The following is a 15,704-nucleotide window of genomic DNA, read 5'->3' on the forward strand; positions in this document are numbered from 1 at the left end:
GCGGCCGACATCGGTAGCGCCGCGCGAAGGAGAGCCATGTCCGGCCCCAACACCGACTACGACCCTGTCGAGGTGACCCCGCTCAAGGCCGAGCAGGTCGACGAGATGCGCGAGGCGGCCCTGGCCGCGATCGCCGCAGCCGGCGACCTCGAGTCCCTCAAGCAGGTGCGCATCGACCACACCGGCGACCGGTCGCCGCTGGCGCTCGCCAACCGCGAGATCGGCGCGCTGCCGCCGCAGGCCCGCAAGGACGCCGGCCAGCGCATCGGCCAGGCCCGCGGCGCCGTCAACCAGGCGCTCGCCGCCCGGCAGGCCGTCCTCGAGGCCGAGCACGAGGAGCGGATGCTGGTCGAGGAGGCGGTCGACGTCACCCTGCCCACGACCCGTGGCCGTCGCGGCGGTCGGCACCCGATCACCCTGCAGTCCGAGCTCATCGCGGACCTGTTCGTGGCCATGGGCTACGAGGTCTCCGAGGGGCCCGTGGTCGAGGCCGAGTGGCTCAACTTCGACGCCCTCAACCTCGGTCCCGACCACCCCGCGCGCTCCATGCAGGACACGTTCTGGACCGAGCCGGCCGAGGACCACGTCGTCCTGCGCACCCAGACCTCGCCGGTGCAGGCGCGCACCATGCTGACGCGCAAGCCGCCCATCTACGTCGTCTGCCCGGGCCGGGTGTTCCGCACCGACGAGTACGACGCCACGCACTCGCCGATGTTCCACCAGGTCGAGGGCCTCGTCGTCGACGAGGGCATCACGATGGCCCACCTCAAGGGCACCCTCGACCACTTCGCGTCCCAGCTCTTCGGCGACGGCATCGCGACCCGGTTCCGGCCGTCGTACTTCCCCTTCACCGAGCCGTCTGCCGAGGTCGACGTGCTCTGCTTCGTGTGCCGCAACGTCGACCCGGCGTCGTGCCGCACCTGCCGCGGCGAGGGCTGGATCGAGTGGGGCGGCTGCGGCGTGGTCAACCCGCGGGTGCTCGTCGCGTGCGGCGTCGACCCGTCGGTCTACAGCGGCTTCGCCTTCGGCATGGGCATCGACCGCTCGTTCATGTTCCGCCACGACCTCGAGGACCTGCGTCCGCTGTTCGAGGGCGACGTGCGGTTCAGCAGCGCTTTCGGGACGGAGATCTGACATGAAGGCACCCCTCTCCTGGATCCTGGAGCACGTCGACGTCCCCGCGGGCACGACGACCGAGCACCTGACCGACCGGCTCACGCTGACCGGCCTCAAGCTCGAGGCGGTCGTCAGCCCCGGGCGCGACATCACCGGTCCGCTGGTGATCGGCCGCGTGCTGACGATGGAGCCCGAGCCGCAGAAGAACGGCAAGACCATCAACTGGTGCACCGTCGACGTCGGTGACGCCAACGGCACCGGTGAGCCGCAGGGCATCGTCTGCGGAGCTCACAACTTCGAGCCCGGTGACCTCGTCGCGACCGTGCTTCCCGGCGGCGTGCTGCCCGGCGGCTTCGAGATCGGCGCCCGCAAGACCTACGGGCACCTGTCCGCCGGGATGATCTGCTCGGCCCGCGAGCTCGGCCTCGGCGACGACCACGACGGCATCATCGTGCTGCCCCCGGACGCCGGTCAGCCCGGAGACGACGTACGACCCGTGCTGGGGCTCGACGAGGAGACGATCGAGCTCGAGATCAACCCCGACCGCGCCTACGCCCTCTCCATCCGTGGCATCGCGCGCGAGGTGCTGGTCTCCGTCGACGGCGCGAGCGACTTCCGCGACCCCGCCGATCGCCAGACCCCGGCGGCCAACGACCAGGGGCACCCGGTCGTCGTCGAGGATGCCGAGGGCTGCCCGGTCTTCGTCGCGCGCACGGTCACCGGCTTCGACCCGACCGCGAGGACGCCCGACCACATCGTCCAGCGGATCACCGCCAGCGGCATGCGCCCGATCTCGCTGGCCGTCGACGTGACCAACTACGTCATGCTCGAGACCGGTCGGCCGATCCACGGCTACGACGCCGACAAGGTGCAAGGCCCGCTCGTCGTGCGCCGTGCGCGCGACGGCGAGCGCCTGACCACCCTCGACGGCACCGAGCGGAACCTCGACCCGGCCGACCTCGTCGTGGCCGACGACTCCGGGATCATCGGTCTGGGCGGCGTGATGGGCGGCGAGACGACCGAGATGTCCGGGACGACCACCTCGATCCTCGTCGAGGCCGCCCACTGGGACGCCGTGTCGATGTACCGCACCGGTCGCCGCCACAAGATCACCTCCGAGGCCGGCCGGCGCAACGAGCGCGGTGTCGACCCGACGATCTGCGAGGCCGCGGCCGACCGCGTCGTCGAGCTGCTCGTCGAGCACGGCGGTGGCCGGGCCGAGCCCGGGGTCACCGTCGTCGGCGCGCCGCCCGCGACGCCCGTCGTCGAGGTCCCCGGTGACCTCGCCGCCCGCGTGTCGGGGATGGACATCAGCGAGGAGCGCAGCATCGAGTGCCTGCGCGCCGTCGGCTGCGAGGTGTCGGTCGACGGGTCGGGCAGCGGCACGCTGTCCGTCACCCCGCCCCCGTGGCGCCCCGACCTGACCGACGCGCAGGACTTCTCCGAGGAGGTCATCCGGCTCGTCGGCTACGACAAGGTGCCCTCGGTCCTGCCGACGCCGCCGTCAGGGCGCGGCCTGACGCGTCCGCAGCAGCTGCGCCGGAGGATCGGCCGCACGCTCGCGGGCGACGGGTTCGTGGAGGTGGTGAGCTTCCCGTTCGTCGGGACCTCGGACCTCGACGACCTCGGGCTCCCCGAGGACGACCCGCGGCGCGACCTGCTGCGGCTGTCGAACCCGCTCAGCGCCGAGGCGCCGTTCATGACCACGACGTTGCTGCCGGGCGTGCTACGCACCGCCGGCAAGAACGTCGGGCACGGCAACACCGACCTGGCGATCTTCGAGACCGGCACCGTGACGTTCCCGCGCCACGCCGGCCCGGCCGCGATCCTGCCGGTCGACCGCCGTCCCACCGACGAGGAGTTCGCCGCGCTCGACGCCGCCCTGCCTGCCCAGCCGTTGCACCTGGCCCTCGTCGCCGCCGGTGACGCGGTCGCGGGCGGCTGGTGGGGTGCGCCCCGCCCGGTCGGCTGGGCCGACGCGGTCGAGGCCGTGCGATCGGTCGCGGCGTCGCTCGGGCTGGAGCTGACCGTGACCTCGGCCGAGCTCGCACCGTGGCACCCCGGTCGCTGCGCCGAGCTGTCGGTCGACGGCGAGGTCGTCGGTCACGCCGGCGAGGTGCACCCGACGGTCTGCCAGGCGTTCGGGCTGCCGAAGCGCACCGTCGCGGCCGAGGTCGACCTCGACCTCCTCATCGCCCACGCCGTCCACCTGCGGCCGGCGCCCACCTTCTCGTCGTACCCGGTCGCCAAGGAGGACGTCGCCCTCGTGGTGGACACCTCCGTGCCGGCCGCCGACGTCGAGTCGGCGCTGCGCGAGGGGGCGGGCGAGCTGCTCGAGTCCATCCGCCTCTTCGACGTCTACACCGGCGACCAGGTCGGTGAGGGCAGGAAGTCGCTGGCCTACGCCCTGCGGTTCCGTGCGCCCGACCGGACCCTCAAGGAGGGTGAGGCAGCGGCCGCCCGCGACGCCGCCGTGGCCGTCGCCGTCGAGCGGACCGGGGCCGTCCAGCGCGCCTGATCCACGCTCGGCACCTGCACGCTGGGCCTTGAGTCTCCTGGAGACTCGAGGCCCAGCGCGCTCAGCGCTCGCAGGAGCGGCGCACCTCGGCGGCGCAGGTGTCGCGGCCGTCGTAGCCGTCAGCGCGGTCGCGCCCCGTGCCGCCGCGGACCCGGTCGGCCCCCTTGCCGCCGGACAGCCGGTCGCGACCCGAGCCGCCTAGCAGCAGGTCGGCACCCGAGCTGCCGGAGACACGGTCCCCACCCGCTCCGCCGACGAGCCGGTCGTCGCCGTACGTGCCGGTCAGGATGTCGTCACCGTCGCCACCGCGCATGACCACGGGCCGCCTGGCGTCCATGGTGCTCCGCTGGCGAGACGCGGTGAGGAGGTCGTCGCCGCCGCGTCCGCTCATCCGGATGCTCGCGCCGGAGCCTCTGAGCACCTCGGAGGACTCGGTCCCCACCAGGGAGACGTAGGCCCCGGCGAGGACGACCTCCTCCCACGCATCCATGGCGCCGGTGAACTCGAGACGCGGGCTGGAGTTGCGCAGGCAGGTGTAGGCCACCCCCACCCGCACGGCGCCCTCCACGCAGTACCCCAGCTCGACTCGGTCCCGCCCGTCGCCGCCCACGAGGTCACCACCGACGGTGTCGTAGAACACCAGGCTGTCGTCGCCACCTCGCAGGTCGACGGTACGGCGTGCGTCCGGGCTCGGCGGCGCCATGAGTCCTTGGGAGGGGACCGGGCTGCCGCTGCCGAAGACGACGCGCTCGTTGGCGTCCGTGCCGGTGAAGGTGGTGCGAAGGTTGTCCACGAGCACGGTCCAGGACGTCACCGCGCCCGACCACCGGAGGACCGGCCGGCCGTCGACCGCAGCGGTGCCCGTGGGGGGGTCGACGGCGAGGTCGTTGCCCTGCCAGCCGCGGTAGAGGTGCAGCGTGTTGGCGCCACCGCCGAGGTCAGGCGTCGGTCCCGCCTGCACGCCTGCCCAGTGCAGACGGTCGTCGCCCTCGCCCAGCGTCAGCTGGTCGCGGTTGCCCGATCCGGCGTCGATCGAGCCGGAGTAGACCGAGTCACCACCGCCGCGGGTGTCGATGACGTCCCTCTCGGTGTCGGTGGAGCCCCCGAGTCGCGACCAGTCACCGGTCCCTGCGTGCACGGCCTCGCCGGTCTCGCTGCCCGTGTAGGCATCGCTGCCGGCGCCGAGGACGACGGTGAGGCTGGCGTTGCCGTCGGTGGACTCGTTGACGACCGTGTCGTCGCCGGGACCGGCGTCGACGGTGAAGACGAAGGGTTCCGAGCTCGAGGTGATCCGGACACAGACCAGGTCGCTGCCCTCACCGGCGCTCGCGCCCCCGCCGAGCGTCTGGCCGACGACCATGACGTCGTCGCCAGGTGTGCCGGTGCTGCCCTCGACCGTCACGGTCCTGCCCTGGCACGTCAGCGGCTCGGCATGCGACGGAGCTGCGGCGATGAGCGTCAGCGGGATCGTCAGCGGGATCGTCAGGGCGGTGGCCAGCGCGGCGCGACGGCGTGGCGGCACGCGGGTTGGTCCGTAGGAGTCAGGCATACCGACCAAGACGCCGCGAGCCGCCCAGAAGTTGTCGACGTGGTGGATCAGTTGATCGGCGACCCGACGATCGCGCGGAACCGGTCGAGCACCTCTCGATCACCCACCACTGAGATGTCGGTGTCGTTCCCCCGGCTCCAGAGCCACAGGTCGAGCGCCGCCGCGGTGCCGTCGACGACGGCGTCGGGCTCCACGTCGCCGTCCCCCGGGGGATCGACCACGTGGAAGTCCTCCTCGTCGGAGTACGTCGTCCCGCTGTCCGGGTCGGTGCCGGAGAAGGTCCCGAACCGGACCCAGAACGACTCGCCCGTGTCCGTGACGTCGACGCGCACCAGACCCTCGCCCGGCTCCCAGCGGCCCCATGGAGGACACCCGCCGTACATCACCGCCAGGCACTCGTGGACCCCGTCGCTCGCGAGGAGCGGATCGAGCTCGGAGTCGACTCCCGCCGTCTGCTCGGCATCCACGCGGTGGATGAGGGCCTCGTGTGCCTGCCGGCGCAGGATGAAGCCGACGGTGTGGTCGTCGGACCAGTTCCACGCCTCGTCGGCCGGGTCCGCCTCCCCGAGCACGCGCACGAGCTCGGCCGACCGCTCGTCGAAGGTCGAGAGCAGGTCGTCGTACGCCTCGGGGCGCTCGGGGTCGACCTCCTCGGGCCGGGCCGGCCGCGCCGACAGGACCTCGGCCCACCACCGCTGCACCGTGGCGAGGTGCCAGAGCAGGTCGGCGGCGTCCCAGTCCGGGCACGACGGCACGCGAGCCGTGGGGTCGCAGGTGGTCAGCACCTCGCGGAAGCGCGCGGACTCGGAGCGGACGTGGTCGAGGTAGGCCTCGGCGGAGAGCGAGGTAGGGAGACGGGTCACTCCCGCACCGTAGGGGAGGAGGCCGACGACGCGCCTCCCACATTCCCTCGATTCGGCAAGACATGCAGAGATATGTATAGTCATGCACATGACCGTGTCAGTCGCCGTCGCCGGAGCCAGTGGGTACGCCGGGGGCGAGGTGCTGCGCCTGCTGCTCGGCCACCCCGGGGTCGAGATCGGCACGCTGACCGCTGGGTCCAACGCGGGCGAGCGACTCGGGGCGCTCCAGCCGCACCTGCTGCCGCTGGCCGACCGGGTCCTCGCCGACACCACGGTGGAGAACCTCTCCGGCCATGACGTGGTCTTCCTCGCGCTCCCGCACGGCCAGTCCGCCGCGATCGCGCAGGCGCTCGGCGAGGACACCGTGGTCGTGGACTGCGGCGCGGACTTCCGGCTGACCGACGCGGAGGAGTGGGCCGCCTTCTACGGCGGTGAGCACGCCGGGTCGTGGCCCTACGGCCTTCCCGAGCTGCCCGGCCAGCGCGAGGTGCTGCGCGGCGCGAAGCGGATCGCGGTGCCGGGGTGCTACCCGACCGTCTCCACGCTCGCGATCGTCCCGGCGCTCGCCGCCGGGCTCGTCGAGCCGGACGTCACGGTCGTCGCGGCGTCCGGCACCAGCGGCGCCGGCAAGGCCGCCAAGCCGCACCTGCTCGGCAGCGAGGTGATGGGCAACGCCAGCGCCTACGGCGTCGGCGGCGTCCACCGGCACACCCCCGAGATCGTCCAGAACCTCAGCTCCGTCCACGGCTCACCCGTGGCGGTCGGCTTCACGCCGCTCCTCGTCCCGATGTCGCGGGGCATCCTCGCCACCGTCCAGGCGCCCCTGCTCGACGGGGTCGACCTCGCGGCGGTGCGCGACGCCTACGCGACGGCGTACGACAGCGAGCCGTTCGTCCACCTGCTGCCCGAGGGCCAGTGGCCGCAGACGCAGTCGGTGCTGGGCTCCAACGCCGTGCAGGTACAGGTGGCCGTCGACGAGCGCGTACGACGTCTGGTGGCGGTGGCCGTGGTCGACAACCTCGCCAAGGGCACCGCCGGAGCCGCCGTCCAGTGCATGAACCTCGCCCTGGGCCTCGACGAGGCCACCGGGCTCTCCACGATCGGACTCGCACCATGACCACCACCCACCCCGCCGGCTTCACCGCGGCAGGCGTCGCTGCAGGACTCAAGTCCACCGGCGCCAAGGACCTCGCCCTCGTCGTCAACCACGGGCCGACCTTCGACTCGGCCACCGTCTTCACCTCCAACCGCTGCAAGGCCAACCCGGTCCTGTGGAGCCAGGAGGTCGTCAAGGACGGCACGGTCAGGGCCGTCGTGCTCAACTCCGGCGGGGCGAACTGCTACACCGGCCCGGAGGGCTTCCAGACCACCCACGCCGTGGCCGAGCAGGTCGCGTCGTGCCTGGGCATCGGCGCGATCGACGTCGTCGTCTGCTCGACCGGCCTCATCGGCCTGGCCAACGACCGTGGCCACCTGCTGGCCGGCGTCGACGCGGCCACCGCGGCGCTGTCGGCCGACGGCGGTCTCGACGCCGCCGAGGCCATCATGACCACCGACTCGGTGAGCAAGACGGTCGTCGTCGAGGGCGCCGGCTGGTCGATCGGCGGGATGGCGAAGGGCGCCGGGATGCTCGCCCCCGCCCTCGCCACGATGCTCGTCGTCATCACCACCGACGCCGTCGTACCGGCGGCCGACCTCGACGCCGCGCTCCGGGCCGCGACGCGGGTCAGCTTCGACCGGCTCGACTCCGACGGCTGCATGTCCACCAACGACACGGTCACCGTCCTGGCCTCGGGCGCCAGCGGGATAACGCCCACGCCCGAGGACTTCACGGCAGCCCTCACCCAGGCCTGCACCGACCTGGCCATGCAGCTGCTCAAGGACGCCGAGGGGGCCGACCACGAGATCGCGATCACCACGCTGCACGCCGCCTCGGAGGAGGAGGCCGTCGAGGTGAGCCGCAGCGTCGCCCGCAGCAACCTCTTCAAGGCCGCCGTGTTCGGCAACGACCCCAACTGGGGCCGCGTGCTCGCCTCGGTCGGCACCACCACGGCACAGTTCGACCCCGCCGACCTCGACGTCGCGATGAACGGCGTCTGGGTGTGCCGGCAGTCCACGCCCGCCGAGGACCCCTCGTCGATCGACCTCACCGGCCGCGAGGTCAGCGTGACCATCGACCTCAAGTCCGGCGACGCCCGCGCCACCGTCTGGACCAACGACCTGACCCACGCCTACGTCCACGAGAACAGCGCCTACAGCTCATGATCGAGACCGGAACTAACCCCAGCGGCCCCACGCCCCATCCCAGCCGCCCCGACCCCGCCAAGGCCCGCACGCTCGCGGCCGCCCTGCCGTGGCTCAAGCGCTACCACGGCCAGACGGTCGTGGTGAAGTACGGCGGCAACGCGATGACCGACGACTCGCTCAAGGTCGCCTTCGCGGAGGACATCGCGTTCCTGCGGTTCGCCGGCTTCAAGCCCGTCGTCGTCCACGGCGGGGGTCCCCAGATCTCCTCCATGCTCGACCGGCTCGGCATCCGGTCGGAGTTCCGCGGCGGCCTGCGGGTGACCACGCCCGAGGCGATGGACGTCGTCCGGATGGTGCTCGTCGGGCAGGTGCAGCGCGAGCTCGTCGGCCTCATCAACCAGCACGGCGCGCTCGCGGTCGGGCTGTCGGGTGAAGACGCCGGCCTGTTCACCGCCGAGCGCACCAACACGGTCGTCGACGGCGAGGAGGTCGACCTCGGCCTCGTCGGCGAGGTCGCCGAGGTCCGCCCCGAGGCCGTCCTCGACCTGATCGAGGCCGGCCGGGTGCCGGTGGTCAGCTCGGTCGCCCCCGATGCGCACGGACTGGTGCACAACGTCAACGCGGACACCGCCGCCGCCGCGCTCGCGGTCGCGCTGGGTGCCGAGAAGCTGATGGTCCTCACCGACGTCGAGGGCCTCTACCGCGACTACGGCAACTCCGACGACCTCATCCAGGAGATCAGTCCCGAGGCCCTCGGCGAGATGCTGCCGTCCCTCGACGCGGGGATGATCCCCAAGATGCGCGCCTGCTACGAGGCCGTCGTCGGGGGAGTGCCGCGCGCCACGGTCGTCGACGGCCGCGAGCCCCACGCCGTGCTGCTCGAGATCTTCACCGACGAGGGCGTCGGCACGCAGGTGCTGCCGGGGGCGGCAACGAAACTACGCAAGCCCTATCCGAAGGGAGACCAGCCATGAGCGCGATCCAGGACCGCTACGCCGGCGCGGTCATGAACACCTTCGGCCCGCCCGCCCTCGCCCTCGTCCGCGGGGAGGGGGCCCACGTCTGGGACGCCGACGGCAAGGAGTACGTCGACCTGCTGGCCGGCATCGCCGTCAACGCGCTCGGCCATGCGCACCCCGCGCTGGTCGAGGCGGTCACCACCCAGCTCTCGACCCTCGGCCACGTGTCGAACTTCTTCGCCACGGAGCCGCAGGTCTCGCTCGCCGAGCGGCTGGTCGCGCTGCTCGGCTGGGGCGACGACGCCCGGGTCTTCCTCAGCAACTCCGGCGCCGAGGCCAACGAGGCGGCGCTCAAGCTCACCCGTCGTACGGGCCGCACGCGGCTCGTCGCCGCCGAGGGGTCGTTCCACGGCCGGACGATGGGGGCGCTCGCGCTGACCTCCAAGGCCGCGTACCGCGAGCCGTTCGAGCCGCTGCCCGGCGACGTCACCTTCGTGCCGTACGACGACGTGGCCGCGCTCGAGGCAGCCGTCGACGAGACCGTGGCCGCGGTCGTCCTCGAGCCCATCCAGGGCGAGGCCGGAGTCGTCGTCCCGTCGGCCGACTACCTCGCCGCCGCCCAGCGGATCGCCCACGACCACGGCGCGCTGCTGTGGCTGGACGAGGTGCAGACCGGCATCGCCCGGACTGGCGCCTGGTTCGGCCACCAGCTCCTCGACGGCGTCGAGCCCGACGTGGTGACCCTCGCCAAGGGCCTGGGCGGCGGCATCCCGATCGGTGCCACCGTCGCCCGGGGCGCGGCTGCGACGCTGCTCCAGCCCGGCAACCACGGCACGACCTTCGGCGGCAACCCCGTCGCGTGCGCGGCCGCGCTCGCCGTCCTCGACGCGATCGTCGCCGACGACCTCCTCGTGGCGACCAGCGCCCGGGGCGACCAGCTCGCCTCGCTGCTCGCGAAGCAGGCCGGGGTCGTCGAGGTCACCGGGGCGGGGCTGATGCGGGGCGCCGAGCTCGACGGTCCCTACGCACCGCACGCCGTCGTGGCGGCCCGCGCGGCCGGCTTCATCCTCAACGCCACCGGCCCCACGCGGCTGCGCTTCGTCCCGCCGCTGGTCATCAGCACCGAGGACCTCGATGCCCTGGGCCACGCCCTCCCGCAGATCCTCGACGACGCCCGCTCCGCGGCGCAGGAGACACCATGAGCACCCGCCACTTCCTCCGCGACGACGACCTCTCGCCGTCCGAGCTGCTCGAGGTCCTGGACCTCGCCGATGCGATGAAGGCCGCGCCCTTCGACCACAAGCCGCTCAGCGGCCCGCAGACGGTCGCGCTCGTCTTCGACCGCCCGACCCTGCGCACGCAGGTGTCGTTCGCGGCGGGCATCGCCGAGCTCGGCGGCAACCCGATGACCGTGGACGGCGGGCTCGCCGCGATGGGCTCGCGCGAGGGCGTCGAGGACGTCGCCCGCATCCTCGGCCGGCAGGCCGCGGCGATCGTGTGGCGCACCGCCCACCAGTCCGACGTCGTCACCATGGCGTCGTACGCCGGCGTGCCCGTGCTCAACGCCCTCACCGACGAGTTCCACCCCTGCCAGCTCCTCGCCGACCTCCAGACCGTGCGCGAGCACACCGGCCGCCTCGCGGGCGTCCGGGCGGCCTTCGTCGGCGACGGCGCCTGCAACATGGGCAACTCCTGGGTCCTCGCCGGCGCGAGCGCCGGCCTGCACGTCGTCATCGGCGCTCCCGACGGCTTCTCGCCCGACGCCGACGTCGTGGCGAAGGCGCGCGAGATCGCGCAGGACACCGGAGGCTCCGTCGAGCTGACCACCGACCCGGTGGAGGCCGTGAAGGGCGCCGAGGTCGTGATCACCGACTCGTGGGTGAGCATGGGCCGCGAGGAGGAGGCGGGTGACCGGCTGCGGATCTTCCCGCCCTACGGTGTCACCGAGGAGCTGCTCGCCCACGCCGAACCGGAGGCCATCGTCATGCACTGCCTGCCCGCCTACCGCGGCAAGGAGATCGCCGACGAGGTGATCGAAGGGCCGCAGTCGGTGGTGTGGGACGAGGCCGAGAACCGCCGGCACGCGCAGAAGGCCGTGCTCACCTGGCTCCTGGACCACTCATGAGCGCCCGAGGGCTGACACCCCTCACCAAGGGCGCACGCCACCAGCGCATCGTCGAGATCGTCACCGCCCACCCGGTGCGCTCGCAGACCGAGCTCGCCGAGCTCCTCGGCGACCACGGCGTGCACGTCACGCAGGCGACGCTGAGCCGCGACCTCGTCGAGCTCGACGCGGTCAAGGTGCGCGGGGCCGACGGCGCGCTCGTGTACGCCGTCCCGGGCGAGGGCGGGGACCGGTCGGTGGTCGGACCCCGCGACAGCGCCGCCGGCCGCGACCGCCTGGCCCGTCTCTGCGCCGACCTCCTCGTCAGCGCCGAGGCGAGCGCCAACCTCGTCGTCCTGCGCACCCCGCCCGGCGCCGCGCAGTTCCTGGCCAGCGCCTTCGACAAGGCCGACCTCGGCGACGTCCTCGGCACCATCGCCGGAGACGACACCCTCCTGGTCATCGGCCGCGACCCGCAGGGCGGCGACGCGCTCGCCCAGCGGTTCCTCGACCTGGCCAACCACCACACGTCCGCACCAGACATCGAAAAGGACTCCCTGTGAGCAAGGTCCTCACCTCCCTCCCGGTCGGCGAGCGCGTCGGCATCGCGTTCTCCGGCGGCCTCGACACCTCGGTGGCGGTCGCCTGGATGCGCGCCAGGGGAGCGGTGCCGTGCACCTACACCGCCGACATCGGCCAGTACGACGAGCCCGACATCTCCGGCGTACCGTCCCGCGCGATGCAATACGGTGCCGAGCTGGCGCGTGCGGTCGACTGCAAGACCCAGCTGGTCGAGGAGGGCCTCGCGGCCATCGCCTGCGGCGCCTTCCACATCCGCTCGGGCGGCCGCGTCTACTTCAACACCACCCCGCTCGGCCGCGCGGTCACCGGCACGATGCTGGTGCGCGCGATGCACGAGGACGACGTCAACATCTGGGGCGACGGCTCGACCTTCAAGGGCAACGACATCGAGCGGTTCTACCGCTACGGCCTGCTCGCCAACCCCGACCTCCGGATCTACAAGCCGTGGCTCGACGCCGACTTCGTCACCGAGCTCGGCGGCCGGCACGAGATGAGCGCGTGGCTGACCGAGAACAACCTTCCCTACCGCGACAGCCAGGAGAAGGCGTACTCCACCGACGCCAACATCTGGGGCGCCACCCACGAGGCCAAGACCCTCGAGCACCTCGACGTCTCGCTCGAGACCGTCGAGCCGATCATGGGCGTGAAGTTCTGGGACCCGTCGATCGCGATCGAGACCGAGGACGTCACGATCCGCTTCGACCAGGGCCGCCCGGTCGCCATCAACGGCATCCGGTACGACGACCCGGTCGCGCTCGTCCACGAGGCCAACGCGATCGGCGGCCGGCACGGGCTCGGCATGTCCGACCAGATCGAGAACCGCATCATCGAGGCCAAGTCGCGCGGCATCTACGAGGCGCCCGCCATGGCGCTGCTCTTCGTCGCCTACGAGCGGCTCGTCAACGCGATCCACAACGAGGACACCGTCGCGCAGTACCACAACGAGGGCCGCAAGCTCGGTCGCCTGCTCTACGAGGGCCGGTGGCTGGACCCGCAGGCGCTGATGATCCGCGAGTCGATCCAGCGCTGGATCGCCTCGCTCGTCACCGGCGAGGTCACCCTGCGGCTGCGCCGTGGCGAGGACTACTCGATCCTCAGCACCAGCGGGCCCGCGTTCTCCTACCACCCCGACAAGCTGTCGATGGAGCGCACCGAGAACGCCGCCTTCGGGCCCACCGACCGCATCGGGCAGCTGACGATGCGCAACCTGGACATCGCAGACTCGCGCGCCAAGCTCGAGATGTACGCCGCCCAGCCGCTCGACCAGGGCCAGGTGCTCGTCGAGCACGGGACGCTGTTCGGCGCCATCGAGGAGGGTGGCTACGACAGGATCACCGACAACCCCTCCGCCCGCTCCGAGGCGGAGGACGACAGCGCGCTCGACGCAGCGGCGATGGAGTCCGGGACCGACTGATGACCAATGCTCCTGGCCCGTCCGGCACCTCCGGCACGACCAACGAGGGCTCCCTCTGGGGCGGGCGGTTCGCCAGCGGTCCGTCACCCGAGCTGCAGGACCTCTCGCGTTCCACCCACTTCGACTGGCAGCTCGCGCTGTACGACATCGCAGGCTCGCACGCGCACGCCAAGGCGCTGGGGGCCGCCGGCTACCTGACGGGGGAGCAGGAGGCGGAGATCCACCGCGGCCTCGATGCGCTCGCACAGCGGTTCACCGACGGCGAGCTGGTCCCGGAGCCGACCGACGAGGACGTCCACGGCGCGCTCGAGCGGCTGCTGCTGGCGGAGGTCGGTCCCGACGTGGGTGGCCGGCTGCGCGCGGGCCGCAGCCGCAACGACCAGATCGCGACGCTCTTCCGGGCCTACCTCCTCGACCACTCGCTGGTCGTCTCGCGCCTCGTCGCGGACCTCGTCGACGCGCTCGTGACGCAGGCTGCCGGGCACCTGGACGTGATCATGCCGGGGCGCACCCACCTCCAGCACGCGCAGCCGGTGCTGCTGGCCCACCACCTGCTGGCCCACGCGTGGCCGCTGGTGCGTGACCTCGACCGGCTCGACGACTGGCGCCGTCGGGTCTCCGCCGACTCGCCGTACGGTTCCGGGGCGCTGGCGGGGTCCAGCCTGGGCCTCGATCCCGAGCTGGTGGCCGCCGAGCTCGGGTTCACCGGTTCCACCGCCAACTCGATCGACGGCACCGCGGCGCGCGACTTCGTCGCCGAGCTCGCCTTCGTCCTGGCCCAGGTCGGCGTCGATGTGAGCCGGCTGGCCGAGGAGGTCATCCTCTGGTCCACGCGGGAGTTCGACTTCGTGACGCTGCACGACTCCTGGTCGACGGGGTCGAGCATCATGCCGCAGAAGAAGAACCCCGACATCGCCGAGCTCGCCCGCGGCAAGGCCGGCCGGCTGATCGGGAACCTCTCCGGCCTGATGGCCACGCTCAAGGCGCTGCCGCTCGCGTACAACCGTGACCTCCAGGAGGACAAGGAGCCGGTCTTCGACTCCGTGCAGACCCTCGAGGTGCTGCTGCCGGCGTTCACGGGCATGGTCGCCACGCTGACCTTCAACACCGCGCGGATGGCCGAGCTCGCACCGCAGGGCTTCTCGCTCGCCACCGACGTCGCCGAGTGGCTGGTGCGGCAAGGAGTGCCGTTCCGCGAGGCGCACGAGCTCGCCGGTGCCTGCGTACGACGGTGCGAGGAGCTCGGCTGCGACCTGCCCGAGCTCACTGACGAGCAGCTTGCGGCGATCTCGCCGCACCTGACGCCCGAGGTGCGCTCGGTGCTCACCGTCGAGGGATCGGTCGCCTCGCGGTCCGGACGCGGCGGCACCGCCCCGGCCCGCGTGCGCGAGCAGCTCGACGAGCTGCGGGCCGTCACCACGGGGCACCGTGGACGACTGGGCTGAGGGCGACCCGCTCGAGGTCGCGCCCCGGCTGCTGGGCTCCGTCCTCACCCACGGGGGAGTCTCGCTGCGCCTGACCGAGGTCGAGGCGTACGCCGGCCCTGCCGACCCCGGTTCGCACGCCTACCGCGGGCGCACCGAGCGCAATGCGGTGATGTTCGGCCCGCCGGGCCACCTCTACGTCTACTTCGTCTACGGCATGCACCACTGCGCCAACCTCGTCACCGGTCCTGACGGAGACCCCGGCGCGGTGCTGCTCCGCGCGGGCGAGGTGGTGGACGGGCTCGACGTCGCGCGAGCGCGTCGACCCGGCGTCCGCGACCGCGAGCTGGCGCGCGGACCCGCGCGCCTGTGCCGTGCGCTGGGCATCGACCTGTCCGACAACGGCGTACGTCCCGCGCTGGTACCGGGGGACCCGGTCCCTGCGATCAGCACCGGACCTCGGGTCGGTCTGCGGCACGCCGCCGAGCGACCGTGGCGGTTCTGGATCACCGGCGACCCGACCGTCAGCACCTACCGGCCGGCCGCACCGAGACGGTCTGCACGCCCCTGACCTGCGGTTTTGCGCGCGGGCACCCCCCGGTTTGGCATCGCCCGGACGGAGGGTCTACAGTTCTTCTCGTCGCCGCAAGTGGCGCCGCCTCCTGGCCAGAAGGTCAGCTGAAGCGGAAACCTGGCGCGACCACCAGAGCACGAAGCCCGCGAGTTTGACGGCGGGTGGAGCGCCCGGTAAGTTTCTGCAGGTTGCCCCGCGACCGAACCGGCCAAGCCGGCGAGGAACGGGTGCGTCTGATCCTTGAGAACTCAACAGTGTGTTTGATTAGTCGACGAATTAGTTTGTTTTGCCCCGTTGACTGTCTTGTCTTGGCCTCTTTTGTGGGGTTGGGGTGGGGTGGTCGCGGATTTCTTT

Annotated in this window: 13 protein-coding genes; 11 read left to right on the forward strand and 2 right to left on the reverse strand. The window is 72.3% G+C overall.

Annotated elements, in window-relative coordinates; genetic code table 11:
* Nucleotides 1–36 precede the first annotated feature (36 nt).
* Together pheS and pheT are read left to right on the forward strand one after the other, a co-directional pair.
* Nucleotides 37–1,134, forward strand: coding sequence for a phenylalanine--tRNA ligase subunit alpha (pheS, locus tag L2K70_RS18205; protein WP_236404661.1), 1,098 nt, complete (start codon nt 37–39; stop codon nt 1,132–1,134).
* Between the two features lies 1 nt (nt 1,135).
* Complete coding sequence (gene pheT / locus L2K70_RS18210; protein ID WP_236404662.1) at nt 1,136–3,634, forward strand: phenylalanine--tRNA ligase subunit beta; 2,499 nt, start codon at nt 1,136–1,138, stop codon at nt 3,632–3,634.
* A gap of 61 nt (nt 3,635–3,695) precedes the next feature.
* Here pheT and L2K70_RS18215 read toward each other — a convergent pair whose 3' ends face one another.
* Both L2K70_RS18215 and L2K70_RS18220 read right to left on the reverse strand, forming a co-directional pair.
* Nucleotides 3,696–5,183 (reverse strand): calcium-binding protein, encoded by a 1,488-nt coding sequence (locus L2K70_RS18215; protein WP_236404663.1) that lies wholly within the window; start codon nt 5,181–5,183, stop codon nt 3,696–3,698.
* Nucleotides 5,184–5,230: 47 nt separating this feature from the next.
* Complete coding sequence (locus L2K70_RS18220) at nt 5,231–6,046, reverse strand: maleylpyruvate isomerase family mycothiol-dependent enzyme (RefSeq protein WP_236404664.1); 816 nt, start codon at nt 6,044–6,046, stop codon at nt 5,231–5,233.
* 88 nt (nt 6,047–6,134) lie between these two features.
* Here L2K70_RS18220 and argC point away from each other — a divergent pair, with 88 nt between their 5' ends.
* The 9 genes from argC to L2K70_RS18265 are packed head-to-tail and all read left to right on the forward strand — an operon-like array spanning nt 6,135 to nt 15,347.
* Nucleotides 6,135–7,163 carry an N-acetyl-gamma-glutamyl-phosphate reductase gene (gene argC, locus L2K70_RS18225; protein WP_236404665.1) on the forward strand — a complete coding sequence of 343 codons (1,029 nt, stop codon included), beginning with the start codon at nt 6,135–6,137 and terminating at the stop codon, nt 7,161–7,163.
* Nucleotides 7,160–8,311 carry a bifunctional glutamate N-acetyltransferase/amino-acid acetyltransferase ArgJ gene (gene argJ, locus L2K70_RS18230; protein ID WP_236404666.1) on the forward strand — a complete coding sequence of 384 codons (1,152 nt, stop codon included), beginning with the start codon at nt 7,160–7,162 and terminating at the stop codon, nt 8,309–8,311. Before argC ends, argJ begins: the two co-directional genes overlap by 4 nt.
* Nucleotides 8,308–9,267: an acetylglutamate kinase gene (gene argB, locus L2K70_RS18235; protein ID WP_236404667.1), complete on the forward strand. Its 960-nt coding sequence runs from the start codon at nt 8,308–8,310 to the stop codon at nt 9,265–9,267. The genes argJ and argB overlap by 4 nt, the downstream gene beginning before the upstream one ends.
* On the forward strand, nt 9,264–10,454 hold the full coding sequence (locus tag L2K70_RS18240) for an acetylornithine transaminase (protein ID WP_236404669.1): 1,191 nt from the start codon (nt 9,264–9,266) through the stop codon (nt 10,452–10,454). The genes argB and L2K70_RS18240 overlap by 4 nt, the downstream gene beginning before the upstream one ends.
* Entirely contained in the window at nt 10,451–11,377 is a 927-nt protein-coding gene (argF, locus tag L2K70_RS18245; protein WP_236404670.1) for an ornithine carbamoyltransferase, read from the forward strand. Before L2K70_RS18240 ends, argF begins: the two co-directional genes overlap by 4 nt.
* Nucleotides 11,374–11,919 carry an arginine repressor gene (locus tag L2K70_RS18250; protein WP_236404671.1) on the forward strand — a complete coding sequence of 182 codons (546 nt, stop codon included), beginning with the start codon at nt 11,374–11,376 and terminating at the stop codon, nt 11,917–11,919. The genes argF and L2K70_RS18250 overlap by 4 nt, the downstream gene beginning before the upstream one ends.
* On the forward strand, nt 11,916–13,352 hold the full coding sequence (argG, locus tag L2K70_RS18255) for an argininosuccinate synthase (protein ID WP_236404672.1): 1,437 nt from the start codon (nt 11,916–11,918) through the stop codon (nt 13,350–13,352). Before L2K70_RS18250 ends, argG begins: the two co-directional genes overlap by 4 nt.
* On the forward strand, nt 13,352–14,797 hold the full coding sequence (argH, locus tag L2K70_RS18260) for an argininosuccinate lyase (protein ID WP_236404673.1): 1,446 nt from the start codon (nt 13,352–13,354) through the stop codon (nt 14,795–14,797). Before argG ends, argH begins: the two co-directional genes overlap by 1 nt.
* Complete coding sequence (locus L2K70_RS18265; protein ID WP_236404674.1) at nt 14,781–15,347, forward strand: DNA-3-methyladenine glycosylase; 567 nt, start codon at nt 14,781–14,783, stop codon at nt 15,345–15,347. The genes argH and L2K70_RS18265 overlap by 17 nt, the downstream gene beginning before the upstream one ends.
* Nucleotides 15,348–15,704 lie beyond the last annotated feature (357 nt).

This window comes from Nocardioides potassii (assembly GCF_021648885.1).
GTDB classification, from domain to species: domain Bacteria; phylum Actinomycetota; class Actinomycetes; order Propionibacteriales; family Nocardioidaceae; genus Nocardioides; species Nocardioides potassii.

What these genes read in the sequence shown, in the direction of transcription:
- pheS (WP_236404661.1), top strand. Translation starts at nt 37, where the DNA reads ATGTCCGGCCCCAACACCGACTACGACCCTGTCGAGGTGACCCCGCTC.
- pheT (WP_236404662.1), top strand. Translation starts at nt 1,136, where the DNA reads ATGAAGGCACCCCTCTCCTGGATCCTGGAGCACGTCGACGTCCCCGCG.
- L2K70_RS18215 (WP_236404663.1), bottom strand. Translation starts at nt 5,183, where the DNA reads ATGCCTGACTCCTACGGACCAACCCGCGTGCCGCCACGCCGTCGCGCC.
- argC (WP_236404665.1), top strand. Translation starts at nt 6,135, where the DNA reads ATGACCGTGTCAGTCGCCGTCGCCGGAGCCAGTGGGTACGCCGGGGGC.
- argJ (WP_236404666.1), top strand. Translation starts at nt 7,160, where the DNA reads ATGACCACCACCCACCCCGCCGGCTTCACCGCGGCAGGCGTCGCTGCA.
- argB (WP_236404667.1), top strand. Translation starts at nt 8,308, where the DNA reads ATGATCGAGACCGGAACTAACCCCAGCGGCCCCACGCCCCATCCCAGC.
- L2K70_RS18240 (WP_236404669.1), top strand. Translation starts at nt 9,264, where the DNA reads ATGAGCGCGATCCAGGACCGCTACGCCGGCGCGGTCATGAACACCTTC.
- argF (WP_236404670.1), top strand. Translation starts at nt 10,451, where the DNA reads ATGAGCACCCGCCACTTCCTCCGCGACGACGACCTCTCGCCGTCCGAG.
- L2K70_RS18250 (WP_236404671.1), top strand. Translation starts at nt 11,374, where the DNA reads ATGAGCGCCCGAGGGCTGACACCCCTCACCAAGGGCGCACGCCACCAG.
- argH (WP_236404673.1), top strand. Translation starts at nt 13,352, where the DNA reads ATGACCAATGCTCCTGGCCCGTCCGGCACCTCCGGCACGACCAACGAG.